Annotated in this window: 11 protein-coding genes; 6 read left to right on the forward strand and 5 right to left on the reverse strand. The window is 70.8% G+C overall.

Going from position 1 to position 17021, the window contains the following annotated elements:
- Positions 1-318: 318 nt before the first annotated feature.
- The 5 genes from ACFQE5_RS17675 (at position 319) to ACFQE5_RS17695 (ending at position 6652) form a co-directional block, all read left to right on the forward strand.
- Complete coding sequence (locus ACFQE5_RS17675; RefSeq protein ID WP_379586490.1) at positions 319-831, forward strand: hypothetical protein; 513 nt, start codon at positions 319-321, stop codon at positions 829-831.
- A 318-nt stretch (positions 832-1149) separates the two neighbouring features.
- On the forward strand, positions 1150-2007 hold the full coding sequence (locus ACFQE5_RS17680) for an IniB N-terminal domain-containing protein (protein ID WP_379586492.1): 858 nt from the start codon (positions 1150-1152) through the stop codon (positions 2005-2007).
- A gap of 277 nt (positions 2008-2284) precedes the next feature.
- On the forward strand, positions 2285-3121 hold the full coding sequence (locus ACFQE5_RS17685) for an IniB N-terminal domain-containing protein (protein ID WP_379586494.1): 837 nt from the start codon (positions 2285-2287) through the stop codon (positions 3119-3121).
- Positions 3122-3294: 173 nt separating this feature from the next.
- A complete protein-coding gene (locus ACFQE5_RS17690; RefSeq protein WP_379586496.1) occupies positions 3295-5121 on the forward strand; it encodes a dynamin family protein in 1827 nt (608 codons plus the stop codon).
- Positions 5122-5155: 34 nt separating this feature from the next.
- Positions 5156-6652 (forward strand): dynamin family protein, encoded by a 1497-nt coding sequence (locus tag ACFQE5_RS17695; protein WP_379586497.1) that lies wholly within the window; start codon positions 5156-5158, stop codon positions 6650-6652.
- Between the two features lie 13 nt (positions 6653-6665).
- Here ACFQE5_RS17695 and ACFQE5_RS17700 read toward each other — a convergent pair whose 3' ends face one another.
- The 3 genes from ACFQE5_RS17700 to ACFQE5_RS17710 all read right to left on the reverse strand — a co-directional run bounded on the left by ACFQE5_RS17700 (position 6666) and on the right by ACFQE5_RS17710 (position 11927).
- The gene (locus ACFQE5_RS17700; protein WP_379586499.1) at positions 6666-9407 is read right to left on the reverse strand and encodes a helix-turn-helix transcriptional regulator; all 2742 of its coding nucleotides are present in this window, start codon (positions 9405-9407) and stop codon (positions 6666-6668) included.
- Between the two features lie 231 nt (positions 9408-9638).
- Positions 9639-10832: a methyltransferase domain-containing protein gene (locus ACFQE5_RS17705; RefSeq protein ID WP_379586501.1), complete on the reverse strand. Its 1194-nt coding sequence runs from the start codon at positions 10830-10832 to the stop codon at positions 9639-9641.
- Between the two features lie 24 nt (positions 10833-10856).
- A complete protein-coding gene (locus ACFQE5_RS17710; RefSeq protein ID WP_379586503.1) occupies positions 10857-11927 on the reverse strand; it encodes a peptidoglycan recognition protein family protein in 1071 nt (356 codons plus the stop codon).
- Positions 11928-12131: 204 nt separating this feature from the next.
- Between ACFQE5_RS17710 and ACFQE5_RS17715 the strand changes: the two genes are divergently transcribed.
- Positions 12132-13964, forward strand: a complete 1833-nt coding sequence (locus ACFQE5_RS17715) for an acyl-CoA dehydrogenase (RefSeq protein ID WP_379586505.1) — start codon at positions 12132-12134, stop codon at positions 13962-13964.
- Between the two features lie 58 nt (positions 13965-14022).
- On the opposite strand, the gene ACFQE5_RS17720 is transcribed toward ACFQE5_RS17715, so the two are convergent.
- Both ACFQE5_RS17720 and ACFQE5_RS17725 read right to left on the reverse strand, forming a co-directional pair.
- Entirely contained in the window at positions 14023-14448 is a 426-nt protein-coding gene (locus ACFQE5_RS17720) for a CBS domain-containing protein (protein ID WP_379586507.1), read from the reverse strand.
- A 103-nt stretch (positions 14449-14551) separates the two neighbouring features.
- Entirely contained in the window at positions 14552-16375 is a 1824-nt protein-coding gene (locus ACFQE5_RS17725) for a VanW family protein (RefSeq protein WP_379586509.1), read from the reverse strand.
- Positions 16376-17021 lie beyond the last annotated feature (646 nt).

The following is a 17021-nucleotide window of genomic DNA, read 5'->3' on the forward strand; positions in this document are numbered from 1 at the left end:
CTGGTAGCTCATGACCGTCACCCTTCCCCCGAATCCGTGACCGTCTCGCAACCCCGCAGAGACCGCTCCTGTCACTCCCATCGAAGTATCTCGGCCAGCTGTTAGCAGGCTTGCGTCGGCTTCGACACGAATGGGGGATATATACCCCTTCCCCCAACCCCCTAGTCCCCGTCACGCCCGGTCCCCGATAACCGCGAGTGACGAACCATGGCCGATCCCCGATGGCGCACCACCCCGCCCGCCCTAGCTTCGGATCAACGCCAGGAACCCACCTGGCCTCACGTTGGAATCCACAACGGACACCGAGGGGACATCACCATGGGCAAGTACGTGGACGCTCGCGAGTTCAACGAGTTCTTCCAGTCCATCCGGGTCAACGCCGTCGAGGCGTCCGGCGACCGCTCCGTCGCCGCCGGGGACGACATCGACGACTCGGTCATCGTCAGCGGTAACGGCAACATCCTCGGCAGCGGCAACGACGTCGTGCAGGGCAACGGCAACACCACCGCCTTCGGCGCGGGCGACGCCACCAGCACCATCGTGGGCGGCGACGTCACCGTGGGCGACGGGTCGGCCTTCGCCTCCGGCAGCGGGGTCGTGATCGACAACAGCGACAACTCGATCAACGACTCGCTCAACGACTACAGCAACAACTCGGTCAACGACTCGTTCAACTGGGACTGGGACTCCAGCGTCAACGACTCGGGCAACGACTACAGCAACAACTCGGTCAACGACTCGGGCAACTGGGACTGGGACTCCAGCATCAACGACTCGTTCCACCTCAAGCTCCGCGCCGAGATCGGCGACCTGAACCTCGGCCTCCTCTGACGGACCACCGTCCGAGACGACTCACCCCGGTTCCCGGCAGCACGCCAGGGACCGGGGTTTTCGTCTGCCCGCGGACCTGGGCCGCCGCGCCCGCCACACGTCCCCCGAGCCGGAAACCCAGCCTCCCGGCTCGGTCGGGAAATACCCCCGCCCCCCCAACTCCCCTAACCCCCGGGGAGCCCAGTCCCCGATCGCGGTGCGCGACGAACCCTGGCCGATCCCCGATGGCGACCGGCTCCACCCGCCCTACCTTCTGTTTCAACGCCAGGAGCGCCACCTGGCTCCACACGGATCCCAGCCCCGGAAGGGACGATCATCATGGCCGAGAGCATCTCGCTGCTGGACTTCCTGCTCAAGCTGATCGGCAACGACTCCGAGAGCATCCAGCTCCGCGACTGGTTCGCCGAGGACCCCGAGGCCGCGCTCGCCCACTACGGGCTCACCGACCTGAGCGCCCAGGACGTCCACGACGCGCTGGTCCTGATCGAGGACAACCAGACCGCCAGCTTCGACCGCGAGTACAACACCGGCGGCAACCACATCCAGCTGCCCCCGCCGCCCGCGCCGGCCGTCCACCACGACGGCGGCTCGCACAAGGCCGCGGTCGAGTACCTCAACACCTACATCACCAACAACTACATCGACGACCGCGACACGATCGTCGACAACTCGATCAACCAGCAGATCGACACCGGCGGCGGCGACTTCCACCAGGACATCGACATCGACTCGGTGGTCGCCTCCGGTGACGGCGCGGTGGCCGCCGGTGGGGACATCGAGGACTCCACGATCGTCACCGGCGACGGCAACATCGTCGGCGACGACAACCAGGTCGTGCAGGGCAACGGCAACACCACCGCCTTCGGCGCGGGCGACGCCACCAGCACCAACGTCAAGGGTGACGTGACGGTGGGCGACGGGTCGGTCTTCGCCTCCGGCAGCCAGGCCGCGATCAACAACAGCGACAACTCGGTCAACGACTCGGGCAACGACTTCAGCGACAACTCGACGAACGACTCGGGCAACGCCAACATCGACACCAGCATCAACGACTCGGGCAACGACTTCAGCAACAACTCGACGAACGACTCGGGCAACGCCGACATCGACACCAGCATCAACGACTCGTTCAACGCCCACATCCGGGCCGAGATCGACGACCTGAACATCGGCTGACCCACGAGGCCATCCGGCCGCGACCCCGCACCCCACCTAGCCCGGGTGCGGGGTCGCCTCGTTCCACGGCCGCCCCAGCCCCCGCCAGCAACCCCCCGAACCGGGTGACGGGAGTTCCACCCGATCCCCCTACCCGACGCCCCCCGCAGCCCCACACCTCGGCCGCCACGGGATTGCGACCGATCCCCGATGGCCCGGACCGCGCAGCGCTCTAGCGTTGTTCGCAACGCCGGATCCGACCGGCATCCGAACTCGACCTCCCCAGGAGATGATCCTCATGAGTGCGCCGAACTCGCTGATCCAGCTGATCCTCGACCTGCTGGGCCGCAACCCGCAGGCCGTCGCCGCCTTCGAGGACGACCCCCAGGGCTTCCTGGCCAACTGCGGCTTCGACAGCCTCACCCCGCAGGACGTGCACGACGCGCTGGTCCTGATCCAGGACAACCAGACCGCCAGCTTCGACCGCGAGTACAACACCGGCGGCAACCACGTCCAGGTTCCCCCGCCGCCCGCGCCGGCCCCGAAGCCGGCCCCCGGGGAGAGCCACCACGAGGCCGCGGTCAAGTACCTCAACACCTACATCACCAACAACTACATCGACGACCGCGACACGATCGTCGACAACTCGATCAACCAGCAGATCGACACCGGCGGCGGCGACTTCCACCAGGACATCGACGTTGTCTCGGTGGTCGCCTCCGGTGACGGCGCGGTGGCCGCGGGCGGGGACATCGAGGACTCCACGATCGTCACCGGCGACGGCAACATCGTCGGCGACGACAACCAGGTCGTGCAGGGCAACGGCAACACCACCGCCTTCGGCGAGGGCGACGCCACCAGCACCAACGTGGGCGGCGACGTCACCGTGGGCGACGGGTCGGCCTTCGCCTCCGGCAGCCAGGCTGCGATCAACAACAGCGACAACTCGGTCAACGACTCGGGCAACGACTACAGCGACAACTCGACCAACAACTCGGGCAACCTGGACCTCGACGCCAGCACCAACGACTCGGGCAACGACTACAGCGACAACTCGACCAACAACTCGGGCAACCTGGACCTCGACGCCAGCATCAACGACTCGTTCCACCTGGACGCTCAGCTGGACGCCTGAGCCGCAGCCCGGTCCGACGGGTCGCGGTAGTCTCACAGTGATGAAATAACCGGCTCCACCACTCTTCCGAACCCCGGAGGTGGTGGAGCCGGTTTCGTCGTGTAGGCACGAGAGGTGCAGTCTGGGCGGGACCGCCGAACGTCGGCGGCCGGCAGCGAGGAGGGCGGTAGACAGTGGCGGTTCCGGCAGCTGTCGATCTGGTCGACCTCGCGCTGAAGGCGACCACCGCCTACCAACGCCCCGACCTCGGCGCACGGCTGCAGCTGACCCGCAAGCGGCTCGCCGACCCCAACGTCCGGGTGCTCATCGTCGGGGAGTTCAAGCAGGGCAAGAGCCAACTGGTCAACGCGCTGGTCAACGCCCCCGTCTGCCCGGTCGACGACGACATCTCCACCGCCGTGCCGACGGTGGTCCGGCATGCGGAGACGACATCGGTGACCCTGGTGCGCGAATCGGCCGACGACGATCGGCCGCCGGAACGCACCGAGGTGCCGATCGGCCAACTCGCGGAGTACGTCTCCGAGGCCGGCAACCCCGCCAACCGCGCGGGGCTCAGCTACGCCGAGGTGGGGCTGCCGCGCAAGCTGCTGGCGGGCGGGCTCGTCCTGGTGGACACCCCGGGTGTCGGCGGGCTCGGGTCGGCGCACGGTGCCGCCACCATGTCCGTGCTCCCCAGTGCGGACGCCGTCGTCCTCGTCTCCGACGCCGCCCAGGAGTACACGGCCCCGGAGCTGGAGTTCCTGTCCGCGGCGATGAAGCTGTGCCCCAACGTCGCGTGCGTGGTCACGAAGATCGACCTCTATCCGCACTGGCGGCGCATCGTCGAGATCGACAAGGGCCATCTGGAGCGGGCCGGAATCCGCGCCGACATCCTCCCGGTGTCCTCGATGCTGCGCCTGCACGCCGCGCAGACCCAGGACGCCGCACTGATGGAGGAGTCCGGGTTCAAGGAGCTGATCGCGTTCCTGCTGCGCAAGGTCGTGGCGCGGGCCGACGACCTGGACCGCCGCTCCACCGCCCAGGACGTCCTCGACGTCGCCGACCAGCTCGCCACGAGCATGAAGGCCGAGCTCACGGCGCAGCAGGACCCGGAACGCGCCGAGGCCCTCGTCGCCGAGCTGACCCAGGCCAAGGCGCGGGCCGACGAGCTGCGCCAGCGCACGGCGCGCTGGCAGACCACGCTCAACGACGGCGTCGCGGACCTCATCTCCGACATCGACTACGACCTGCGGGACCGGCTGCGCACGATCTCCCGCGAGGCCGAGGAGCTCCTCGGCGCCGCCGACCCCGCCGACATGTGGGACCAGTTCGCCGAATGGCTGCACCAGCAGGTGAGCTCGGCGGCGTCGGCCAACTTCGTCTGGACCGCGGAGCGTGCCCGCTGGCTGGCCGGGCAGGTGGCCGAGCATTTCGCGGAGGGCGCCGAGATCGCGTTGCCGGAGCTCCGGTTCGGCGACGCCGGCGAGATGGGCGGGAAGGTGGGCACCCTCGAACAACCCGAGGACGAGAAGTTCGGCCTCGGCCAGAAGCTGTTCACCGGTATGCGCGGCGGTTACGGCGGTCTGCTGATGATCGGGCTGGCCACGAGCATCGCCGGGATGGCCCTGCTCAACCCGCTCTCGATCGGCGCCGGTCTGCTGTTCGGCGGCAAGACCGTGCGCGACGAGAAGCGCAGGCTGCTGCAGCGCAGGCAGGCCGAGGCGAAGAACGCCGTACGCAGGCATATCGACGAGGTGACCTTCCAGGTGTCCAAGGACTCGCGCGACATGCTCCGCCGGATCCAGCGTGACCTGCGCGACCACTTCACGGTGCTGGCCGAGGAGGTCAGCACGTCGCTGTCCGAATCGGTCGCCGCCGCGCAGAGCGCGGTGCGGACCGACACCTCGCACCGTGAGAAACGCATCCGCGACCTCAAGGCGGAGCTCGCCCGCATCGAGGCGCTGAGCGAGCGAGCCAGGAAGCTGGGAAGCTCGAAGGCCCCGGCCACCACGGCATCATGACCGTCAACACGCTCCCCGCCGCGGAGGCAACGGCATGACCGCTCCACCCGGCGCCGCGGCACCGAGTCTGAGCTCGACCGTCCGCGTGCTGCTGCGCCGCACCATCGACACCTACCAGGACAGCCCGCAGGCCGTCGGCTGGCTGCGCCACCATCTCAGCCGCTTCGACGAGCCGCTGCGGGTGGCGATCGCCGGCAAGGTGAAGGCCGGTAAGTCCACCCTGCTCAACGCCCTGGTCGGGGAGCAGATCGCGCCCACCGACGCGGGCGAGTGCACCCGGGTCGTCACCTGGTACCAGGACGCGCGGGTGCCGCAGGTACTGATGTACCCGCGCAACGCGCCGCCGCGCCAGCTCACGATCCAGCGCACAAGCGGCGCACTCTCGTTCGACCTGCACGGCACCCCGACCGAGGAGGTCGACCGGCTCGTCGTCGACTGGCCCTCACAGAATCTTCGCTCGATGACGCTCATCGACACCCCGGGGATCGCCTCGCTGTCGGCCGACACGGCGATGCGGGCGCACGCCTTCCTCACCCCGCAGGACTCGCCCACCCAGGCCGACGCCGTCATCTACCTGATGCGTCACCTGCACGTGAGCGACATGCGGTTCCTGGAGTCGTTCTTCGATCAGGGTGTGGCCAGAGCGACCCCCGTCAACACCATCGCCGTGCTCTCGCGGGCCGATGAGATCGGCGTCGGCCGCCTCGATGCGCTCACCTCGGCCCGGCGTATCGCCCGCCGCTACCGCTCCGACGAGAAGCTGCGGGGGCTCTGCCAGACCGTGGTCGCGGTGGCGGGGCTGCTCGCCCAGACCGGACGCACGATGCGGCAGGACGAGTTCGGCGCGCTCACCGCGCTCACCGAACTGCCGCGCGCCGACCTCGACTCGATGCTGCTGTCGGTCGACCGGTTCGTCCGGATGGAGCTGATCAGCCCGGACACCGACACCCGGGCGCGGCTGATCGACCGGTTCGGGTTGTTCGGGATCCGGCTGGGTACCACGCTCATCCGCCAGGGGATCACCGATCCGTCCCGGATCGCGGAGGAGCTGGTGCGCCGCAGCGGGCTGGACGAGCTGCGAACCGTGCTGGCCAACCAGTTCAGCGAACGCCGCGACCTGCTCAAGGCGCGCTCCGCGCTGCTGGCCATCGAGATGGTGCTGCAGCGCGAACCGCGACCCGAGGCGGCCCCGCTGGCGGCGGAGGTCGAGCGAATCCTGGCCGGCGCGCACGAGTTCGTCGAGCTGCGCATGCTCTCGTCGCTGCGGGCCAACGCGGTGAAGCTACCCCCTGAGGCCATGGAGGACGCCGAACGGCTGCTCGGCGGCGACGGCGGCTCGGCCGCCGCCCGGCTCGGTCTCGACCCCGGGGCCGACCTCGAAGAGTTGCGCGGCGCCGCGCTCGCCGCGGTCGTGCGCTGGAAGCGCCGGGCGGAGAGCCCGCTGTCGAGCCGGGCGACGGCCGACGCGGCCCGGGTGGTCGTGCGCAGCTGCGAGGGCGTGCTCGCCGGGCTGGGTGGTCCTGGCTACTGAGGGCCGCCGCCGGTCAGCTCTCCGGGTGGCCGACGATCTGCCGCAGATGCGCGAAGAGCTCACCGCGGCTGTTCGACCCGAGCCGCTGACGCATCCGCGCCACATGGTGTTCGACGGTCTTGGCCGAGATGAACAGCTGCTCACCGATCTGCTTGTAGGTCAGGCCCTCCAGGACCAGCGCCGCGACCTCCCGCTCCCGCTCGCTGAGCTGGCTCTCCGAGCCGTCCTCAGCAGGTTCGGGCTCCGAGGCGGGACGGCGCACGGCGGACCGTGTGCTCGCCTGCCTGTCGGCCGCGTCGGCGGGGGCGCCGGTTTGCGGGACCAGCGCCACCGCGGGGCCGCTGCTCTGCAGGGCGCGGGCGCAGCCGAGCAGTGCGGTCATCGCCTTGCGGTCGCGGGTGCGGATCGCCGCCTGCCCGGCGAGCTTGCCGCCCTCCCACGACAGCCCGACCGCATGCAAGCCGCGGGCCGCGGCCTCGACCGCCTCGGGGTCGACGTCGGAGTCCATCAACCGCACCCAGTGCGGCGCGGCCGTGGCCATCGCCGCGGCGTACCGACTCACCCCACCGGCGGCCTCCAGCGCCGCGGCGTGCCGTTGCGCCGCCTCCCGGTCCTCGGCCAGGATCGCCGCGTGCATCTCCGACCAGTGCAGCGGCGCCGCCCATAGCGCCGGGTCCCCGAGCCGGGCCAGCAACGCCGCGGCCTCGTCGAGGTGCGGACGCACCCAGCTCGTCTCGCGGAGCCGGGTGGCGGCGATCGCGAGCTCACCCAGGGGTTGCAGCACGAACAGGTCCACCGGATGCCGGACGATGGCCTCCCGGGCGCGGCCCCAGGCGGGCATCAGCGAGGCGAGGTCGCCGGTCCGGCGGGCGAGCGCCACCTCCAGCGCCGCGGCGACCAGCTCGTCGCGTGGTTCGAGCCTGGCCTCTGCCGGGGACGCCGCCATCAGCAGGGCGCGCGCTGTGGTCGTCGACCCGCGGAACAGGGCGATCCAGCCGAGCAGCAGCCGGTGCCGCGCGGCTGCGGCCGTACCACCGAGGCGCACCTGCACCGCACGTTCGAGCACCGACTGAGCGACGTCGAGCTCGCCGCAGTGCACGGCGACCAGCGCGGCGAGCGCCGCCGGGGTGTCGGGCAGCAGCGCCGCCCGGTTGGAGGACTCGAGCAACGAGGCCGCACGGGCCAGCTGGGACAGCGCCGCGGTGGGCGATCCCGCCACGGAGTCGTAGACGCCCTTGCCCATCAGCTCCTCGGCCGACGCAAGCAGCGTCGGCGGGCGACCGAGGCGCCCTGGAACCGGCGGAGGACCCGGGGCGCAGGTGAGATCACCGAGGCCGGCCGGGACGGGCGGCCGGTCCAGCAGCGCGCGCGCCTCGTCCAGTGCCCCGGTGCCGATCAGCGCGGGCAGGGCGAGCAGCGCCGGCTGCCCCGACGGCTCGGCGGCACCCATCCAGCGGTACAGCTCGGCGCTGCGGCCCAGCAGCCCGCGGTGGGCCAGCACCGCGGCGGCGACCGTCCCGGCGCGGATCGCGTCCTCGGTATCCACCTGGTCGACAGCGGAGAGCACCTGGTCCGCCTGCGCCAGCGCGAGGTCGAGGTCGCCGGCCAGCATGGCCGCCTCCGCCCGACGCCCGGCCAGCGGCAGCGCGGGCGCCCCCGCCCGCACCGCCGCCTCGTACAGCCTGCCCGCGATGGGCGACCCGGACCGGACGGCCTCCTCGGCGCCCGCGACGAAGACCTCCGCCGCGCGGGACCCGCTCGCCTCGGTTCCGAGCATGTCCCGGGCCACCGCGAGCACACTGGCGCCCCGGTCGAGCTGGATCTCGGCGAGGGTTCGGCGCAGCTCCAGGCGCCGCGCGGCGGGGATACGGCGGAGGATCGCGGTGGCGACGATCGGGGGCAGGTTCCCCTCGGCGGTGAGATAGCCACCGGCCCTGGCCTCCTCGACGAGCTCCTCCACCTCGTCGATTCCGCCGCCCGCCGCGTCGGCGAGGCCAAGCAGCGGGCCGAGCACCTCGGTGTCGCGCGGGGCACCCAGGGCGAGCACGACAAGCAGTTCGCGGACCCGTCGTTCCAGGCCGTATGCGGCATAGCCGAGCTGCTGAAGGAGCGCGGCGGGTGGCTCGTCGGGGAGTCCATCGGCCTGTTCGAGGCGGGCCCGGTCGGCCGGGCCGACCTGGTCCAGCAGTGCCGCGAGCAGCCGGTCGACCAGCACGGGCAGGCCGCCGGTCTGCTCCAGAACGCGGTCGACCAGCGGCGCGGCCGGTCGTTCGCGCAGGAACCGGGCGGCGCGGGCGGCGACCCCGGTGCGGTCGAGCGGGCCGAGCACCACCGGAGGCGAGACCACGGCGAACGCGGCGGCCAACGCGGCCAGCTCCGGTCCCGAGGGCCACGGGCGGTGCGCGACGACGAGGCGGCGTGCCGGTTCGACGGCCAGCGCGCACAGCCTGTGCAGATCGGCGGCGGACAGCAGGTGTACATCGTCCACGACGAGCACGGCGTCGAGCCCGACCGGCCCGTCCCCGTTCGGCAGGGTGCGGAGCACCTCGAAGCCCGCGCCGCGGTACGCGGCGGCCAGTGTCTCGAGCAGGACGGTCTTGCCGTGTCCGGCAGGCGCGACCACGTCGACCAGTCGCGGGGCCTGCGGATCCGCGACGACCTCCCGGTACAGCCTCCGGGCGGCGGGCGCCCCCGCCAGCACCCCGTCCGGATCAGGTCGATCCGGGTCCGGGCCGGCCGAGGTTCGGGCCGCCACGCTCACTGCACCCCTTTCGCCTGTGGGTGCCTGCGCACCGGAGCGTGCGCGGGCACCCGTCCCCTGCGGCGTCCCCGGCGCGGCCCCGTTCCCGGTATCGCGCACAGGCTTGCGCCGCGCCTCTGCCCGGACTCACCCGATTGGGGTGGACAAAGCGAGCGTATCCGGTCCGGGCCTTCGACGATCACCGGTCCGGACTTCCCGAACGGGGGATTTCCTGCGCTCAACCGGTTAGACCGCCAGCAGCTCGGTTGAGGTGAGCCCGCGGGCGTCGAGCATCTCTCGGACCTCGCCGAGGTAGACGGGGTTCATCAGCAGCACCGTGCGCGGCCGACGCTGCACGAGATCGTCGGGGCTGCAGATGGGTAGCCCGAGCCCGCCCATGTAGTGGCCTTGCAGCCCCGGGTTGATGTCGACGACCGCCTGCACCATGTCGTCCGGCCGATCGGCCTGCCCGACGACCACGTTCAAGAAGGTGAGCCCCTTCGCCCCGCCGCCCCAGACGACGGCGGGGTCACCCTCGGCGGCACGCTCACCGAGCCAGACGCGCCACCGGCCGATCTGCTGCTCGACCCGGTCGGCGAAGCTGCGGCATGCGTCCCGCAGGGCCCGCAACTGGTCGCCGGGTAGCGCCACCGGCTCCACCCGGCGTGTGCCCAACCGGGCCTCGCCGACGATGTACTGGTCGGAGTAGGTGGACCGGACCGCGGGGTCGGCGAAGCCGAGGCCGGTGAGGAACCCGGCGAGCGTGGCCGGTGTGAAGTAGGAACAGTGCTCGTACTGCAGGTCCCAGAACGCGCCCTCGTCGAGGATGCGACCGAGGTCGGGAACCTCGGCGAGCAGCAGCGGGACCCCGCCATGGCGCATTCCGGCCACCACCTCGGAGCCGAACATGGCCAGCGCCGGAATGTGCTCGAGCGTGTGCCGGCAGACCACGGCCGCGGTCCCGGGTTCGATCATGGATGCGGCGAAGAACTCCGGCACCGCCCGCAGTCGTCCGGCCAGGTCTGCCGGTATCCGCTCCGGGGTGAAATGTGGGTCGATGCCGGTGACCCGCCCGGCCCCGGCGGCCAGCAGCGTCGCGGCGAAGTCGCCGGACCCGCAGCCGATCTCGACCAGGTCGCGGCCGGCCAGGTCGAACCGGGACAGCCAGTCCTTGGTGATCTCCTCGGCGTATGCGGCGAACCGGGGGGAGTGGTGCTGGGACTCCTCGTGGTGGCCGGTGTAGTCGAGCAGGCGCTCGTCGAAGGACCGGTTGAACACCAGCCCGCACCGCTCACACAGCACGAGCACCTGGTCCCCGACCGGGACCGACCGCGCCTGCTGCGGGTCGGGCAGTACCGCGGTGCCGTGCACGGGTAGACCCGGGAGGGAGAAGAAGGGCTCCGGGGACGCGGCGTCGCACGCCGGACAGCGGGTGAGCACGGTTCACCCTAGAACGAGCCCGGATCAGCGCGGCGGGCCCTCGGGGTCGGTGGAGGTATCCGCCGGTGCACCGCCGGTACCGAGCAGACGCCGCCACTCCCGCGGGGTCACGACGTCCGGGACGCTCTCGGTCCCGCGCTGCGCCGCGAGCACCTCGACGGCGCGCTCGGCGTCACCGCCGGCGTCGCGCCGCACCGTCCGGGCCAGTACCGGCCAGGTCTCGCCGCCGATCATCCCCACATCCTCGGCCTGGGTCAGCTCCTGGAAGCGGAGTACGGCCGCGGCGGTCAGCCGGTCGTAGCGTCCGCTGGGCGCCACCTCGCGCATCCCGGCGGCGCGCAGCAGATACTGGGCGGCCTGCACCTGCGGTCCGCGGTCGCCGGGCCGCAGCAAGGGCCAGGACTCCTTGTCCGCCTCGCCCTCCACCAGAGGTCGCCCCAGCCCACGCGCGACCTCGGTGCGCAGCCGCGGCAGCATGCCGTAGAGCCGGTCGCCGGGGCAGGCGGTGTTCTTGAAGTCGCGGTGGCCGTAGATCTCCGTCGGCCGGATGCCGTACCGGGAGCAGATCAAGACGCACAGTGCGCGCAGGCTGTCCCACAGCGCGCCTGGCGGGTTCACGCTGAGGTAGGTGCCCTCGTTCTCGATGCCGACGGCGACGACGTTCTGTCCGGTGCAGTGGGCGCCCTCGACCTGACGCTGCCCGGCCTGCAGGACCTCGAGGCTGCGATGGCGCCCCTCCAGCACGAAGCCGCCGCGGCTGACCGTGAAGTGCTGTCCGGTGTCCAGCCAGCCGCGCACGTCCATGTGGAACTTCTGGATCCCCCGGGCCAGCGACTCGGCGGAGCCCCGGCTGAGGTCGGCGACGTTCGGGGTCGCCGTGTGATGCACCAGGATCTTCACCGGCCGTTGATTCCAGATGGGCACGACCGCGCTGTTGGGGCGGGCGCCCCAGCCTGCGCAGTCGATGATCGCCGGGCCCGCGGGTGCCGCGGCCCATGCCCGGCCGCTGGCGATCGTGCCGCCGACGAGGCCGGTTCCGGCCAGTGTCAGTCCGCCGACCAGGAAGCTCCGCCGGGTAACTCCACCTCGAACCACGGTTCCCCCCGTGCGTGTCCGAACGGATTCACCAGCACCCTCCACCACAGCGGACCCGGACACAACCGGGTCGCCGAAATACGGCCGATCATGCGACTTCCGGCTTGTCGTGGTTACTGGCGAGTAATATACTCCGCGGTAAGTTACCGGCGAGTAGGCCGTGTCCGAGACGGTCCGCCGGACGAGCGAATGGCGGTGACGGTGGTGGGTCACTTCAGAAGCAACCTCCGCGACCTCGAGTTCAACCTGTTCGAAGTCTTCCGGGTGCAGGACCACCTGGGCTCCGGCCCGTTCGAGGGGGTCGACGTCGACACCGTGCGCGGCGTGCTCACCGAGCTCAACGCCGTCGCGACCGGTCCGCTCGCCGAGTCCTTCGCCGACGGCGACCGCAACCCTCCCGTCTTCGACGCCACCACCCATACGGTCACGCTGCCCCAGTCGGTGAAGGACGCCTACCGGCTTCTCTGGGACGGCGAGTGGTGGCGGCTCGGCCTGCCCACCGAGCTCGGCGGCTACGGCATCCCGCCGACCGTGCAGTGGGCCGCTGCCGAGCTGATCCTCGGGGCGAACCCGGCGATCTTCATGTACATGGCCGGGCCGAGCTTTGCGACCGTCGTCCACCGCAACGGCACCGAGCAGCAGAAGCGCTGGGCCGAGATCATGATCGACCGCGGCTGGGGCGCCACGATGGTCCTCACCGAGCCCGACGCCGGTTCCGACGTCGGCGCGGGGCGCGCCAAGGCGGTCCAGCAGGCCGACGGCACCTGGCACCTCGAGGGCGTCAAGCGGTTCATCACCTCGGCCGAGCAGGACATGACCGAGAACATCCTGCACCTGGTGCTGGCTCGCCCTGAGGGCCCCGGAATCGAGCCGAAGCCGGGTACCAAGGGCCTGTCGCTCTTCCTCGTGCCGAAGTTCCATTTCGACCCCGAGACCGGTGAGCCCGGTGGGCGCAACGGCGTCTTCGTCACGAACGTCGAGCACAAGATGGGCCTCAAGGCGTCCACGACGTGCGAGCTGACCTTCGGCCAGCACGGGACGCCCGCGGTGGGCTGGCTGCTCGGCGACGTCCACGACGGCATCGCGCAGATGTTCCAGGTCATCGAGTATGCGCGGATGATGGTCGGCACCAAGGCCATCGGCACGCTCTCGGCCGGCTACCTCGCCGCACTCGAGTACGCCAAGGAGCGCGTCCAGGGCGCCGACCTGACCAAGATGCTCGACAAGACCGCGCCCCGGGTGACCATCACGCATCACCCCGACGTGCGGCGCATCCTCATGCTGCAGAAGGCCTACGCCGAGGGACTGCGGGCCGTCTACACCTACGCCGCGACGTTCCAGGACCAGATCCGGCTCGGTGGCGACACCGCGCTCGCCGAGAAGGTCAACGACCTGCTGCTGCCGATCGTCAAGGGCGTGGGCTCGGAGCGGGCCACCGAGATGCTGCTGCTCTCGCTGCAGACCCTCGGCGGCTCCGGCTACCTGCAGGACTACCCCATCGAGCAGTACATCCGCGACTCGAAGATCGACTCTCTGTACGAGGGCACCACGGCGATCCAGTCGTTGGACTTCCTGTTCCGCAAGATCGTCCGGGACAACGGCCAGGCCCTCGGCCATGTCGCGCGCGAGATCCAGGGATTCATCGAGGCCGCCTCCGGCGACGGCAGGCTCAAGGAGGAGCGGGCGCTGCTCGCCGCGGCACTCACCGATGTGCAGGGCATGCTCGGCACGCTGACCGGTTACCTGATGGCGTCGGGGCAGGATCCGTCGAACCTGTACAAGGTCGGTCAGCACACCGTCCGGCTGCTGATGGCCGTCGGCGACCTGCTGATCGGCTGGCTGCTGCTGCGCCAGGCCGACGTCGCACTCACGGCACTCGGCGGTCAGGTGTCGGATCGGGACAAGGCGTTCTACGAGGGCAAGGTCGGCGCCGCCCGGTTCTTCGCCAAGTCCGTCCTGCCGCAGCTGTCCGCGCAGCGCGTGATCGTCGAGAACGCCGACAACTCGCTGATGGAGCTCCCGGAAAGCGCCTTCTAGACCCACCCCGTGAGTGCGTAACAGTGTTCTAACACTGTTACGCACTCACGGGTCGGCGTCAGCTCGCGATATAGGAATGCAGCTGCTCGCGCTCCTCCTCGAGCGAGTCGATGCGAGCCTTGACCAGGTCGCCGATACTGACGATGCCGCACAGCCGGTCGTCGACGACGACCGGCAGGTGCCGGATCCTGCGCTCGGTCATGACCCGGGCCAGGTCCACGGCGCTGTCGGTCGGCGAACAGGTCACCACGTCCCTGGTCATGATCTTCGTGACCGACAGCTCGAGTAGGGCGGGGCCGTGCTGGTGGAGCTGTCGCACGACATCGCGCTCGGACACGATTCCGACCAGTTGACCATGGTCCACCACCGGTAGGGCGCCGTAGTTGGTCTCGACCAGCCGGTTGATCACATCACCGACCGTGGCCGATGACCGGACCGTGGTCACCGCATCACCCTTGCTCCGCAGGACGTCCGCGATTCGCATACGAACCCCCCGATCTTCGATTCATGTCGTGAAGCCGAGGATACGGACTGTGAGCTAGGTCTCGGAAGCCCCTAACCGCGACCGGATGAAACGGACAGGAGAATCACTCTCCGCATACGACGGTCGGTGACGGGTTGTACTTGACCGTGCGCGTCTCGCGGCGGGTCTCACCGGTCTGGACGTTGCGCAGGGTTCGGGTGTCGGTCGCGGTGAAGCCGGGCGCGCCCTGGCTCGGGATACACGGCTTGCCCGCGGGGATCGTCACGGTATTGGGCGATGTCGGGTTGGTCCGCGGCCCGGTGGTCGAGGTGACCTCGTAGCGCTTGGTCCCGAACATCTTGACGGTGAGGCTGTGTGGGGTCCAGATCGTCTGGATCAGCACGCCCGTCGGGCCGTCGTTCCGGAATCTCAGGTCGATGAGGTCGTCGAAGACCGTCGCCTCGCGCGCGACGGGATAGCGGCTGATGTAGTAGCTGTGCTCCCGGTGCGCGACGTCGACCATCCCGGCGAAGTACGCCGCGTTGTAGAGCGTGGTCGCCACCTGTGAGACACCGCCGCCGATCCCACGCGCCGGGTGTCCATCCTCGATGATCCCGGCCTCGACGTACCCGTTGGCCGCGTTGCGGGGGTTGGTGGCGGCGTTGAGGCTGAACGTTTCGCCCGGCTTGACGATCGTGCCGTTGATCTGCTCGGCCGCCCGGCGGATGTTCCTCCCGGAGTCCGCCGCGAACCCGCCGGTGGTGAACGAACTGATCTCGCCGACGATCCCCATGTTGTTGAGCTGCTCGGTGGTGAGCTTGGCCGGCTGCTCGGCATAGACCGCGGTGATGGAGCGGGGGCCGTCCTGACTGGTCACGACGGTGAGCAGATCCTTGAGTGTGGCCTCGTAGTCGACGCCCCGGCCGTCCTGTGACGGCACGACGACCGGCGACCCCGAGGAGAGGTCGATCGAGGCGTCCTTCCCCGGCCTCTCGGTCGCCGCGAGCTGTGGCTTCAACGCATCGGAGACGGTCTGAATGTTGATCTCCGGCACCAGTTTGGGGGAAGCGGCCGGGTCCGCACGGAAGCTCAGCGCCGACGCGATGACCTGTGGCGTCAGGGTGGCCTGCGCTCCCTCACCGGCGATCGTCACGGATGCGGACACGGCGGGGGTGGCGACCGTGTCGATGGCCTGCTGGACATCGGCGACGGTGCTGATCGGAGACAACGAGATCAGCGGCAGCTCGACCGGACGGCCGCTCGCCCAGTCGCGTTCGAGCGCCGTGACCGCTGCGGCCACATCGAGCTGACGGCCGTTGGCCGGCTCCACCGGGACCGGGGTGAGGCCCTCGAAGCGCACATCGCCCTCGGTGGGCGGGATGTCCACCAACGGCGCGAGCTGCTCCATCGCGGTGGTGACCGACCGCTCGTCGGCCGAGTTGACGACGCCGACCTCTCGGGTGGTGAAGAACGAGATGATCCGGGTGATCGGGTTGAGCGGCTGCGACCCGGCCTGGTCCAGCGTGGCGGTCCAGTCGACCTTCAGTCCCGCCGTGCGCGGATCGACCTCGCTGTGGACGTCGCCCGCGACGACCGTGATGGGTTGTCTGGTCCGGGGCTCGATCGCCGCGCGCAACGTCTGCTCGGCGTCAGCCCGGCTCAGACCGCCGACCTCCAGCCCGGCCACCGTGACCCCGCGCGGCACGCTGCCGAGACTGATCAGCACGTCTGCGGCGTACAGGGCGGCGAGCAGGCCGACGACCGCCGCGCCGATCAAGAGCCGCTTCCGCCGGCGCGGACGTCCTTCACCCGGGGAGGGCGGGTTGCCGGGGCCGAGGACCCGGATCTGCTCGGTCGGCTGCTCCATGCCACCGCCCGCGCCGCGGGCGACGATCCGCTCGGTCGGCTGCTCGGGCACCTGGTCGGTGGCCGCACGGACTGAGATCACCTGTGTTGCGGCGGCGTCCAGAACATCTGCCCCAGCGGCCGCAGCCGGCCGGGCCTGGGCGTCCGCCGCGGTACCCGGGTCAGGGGCCGGCTGCGAGCTGACGGCGGCGAACACCTGAGTGGGCGGCTCTACCGTGGCCGCCTCGGAACGGGGGGCCGGAGCCGGGGTCGTGGGTGGAGCCGTGGCGGCGGGGGGCGTCTGCGCGGCAGGCCGCGGCTTCGGTGCCGCCGTCGACCCGAGGGCGGCCGGAGGTTCGGGAGCAGGGGTGGCGGGCGCCGCCGCGGCGTCCGGCGGCGCCGGTTCCGCAGGAGTGTCCGGCGCCGCCGGCGGCACGGGCCCCGCCGCGGCCTCCGCAGGAGCCACAGGTTCCGCGGGAGGGTCAGGCTCCGCCGGCGCGGCACCGGTTCCGCGTGGCGCATCGCCGGGTGTCTCGCCCGTGGCCCGATCGGTGGGCGCGGCATCGCCCGCGGCCGAACCGGACTCGGCCGCGGTCTGGGCGACCCCGCCACGCTCCCCGGAGCCGTCGTCTGCGACCTCGGGAGTGGACGACTCGCCGGAGGGTACGGGAGTGCTCGTCGGTTCGGTGGCCGCCTCCGATGCCACAGGCTCACCCGGATCGGCCTCGCCGGCCTCGGAGGCCTGCTCG

The organism is Pseudonocardia hispaniensis (assembly GCF_042658695.1).
Lineage (GTDB): Bacteria > Actinomycetota > Actinomycetes > Mycobacteriales > Pseudonocardiaceae > Pseudonocardia > Pseudonocardia hispaniensis.

What these genes read in the sequence shown, in the direction of transcription:
- ACFQE5_RS17675 (WP_379586490.1), top strand. Translation starts at nt 319, where the DNA reads ATGGGCAAGTACGTGGACGCTCGCGAGTTCAACGAGTTCTTCCAGTCC.
- ACFQE5_RS17680 (WP_379586492.1), top strand. Translation starts at nt 1,150, where the DNA reads ATGGCCGAGAGCATCTCGCTGCTGGACTTCCTGCTCAAGCTGATCGGC.
- ACFQE5_RS17685 (WP_379586494.1), top strand. Translation starts at nt 2,285, where the DNA reads ATGAGTGCGCCGAACTCGCTGATCCAGCTGATCCTCGACCTGCTGGGC.
- ACFQE5_RS17695 (WP_379586497.1), top strand. Translation starts at nt 5,156, where the DNA reads ATGACCGCTCCACCCGGCGCCGCGGCACCGAGTCTGAGCTCGACCGTC.
- ACFQE5_RS17720 (WP_379586507.1), bottom strand. Translation starts at nt 14,448, where the DNA reads ATGCGAATCGCGGACGTCCTGCGGAGCAAGGGTGATGCGGTGACCACG.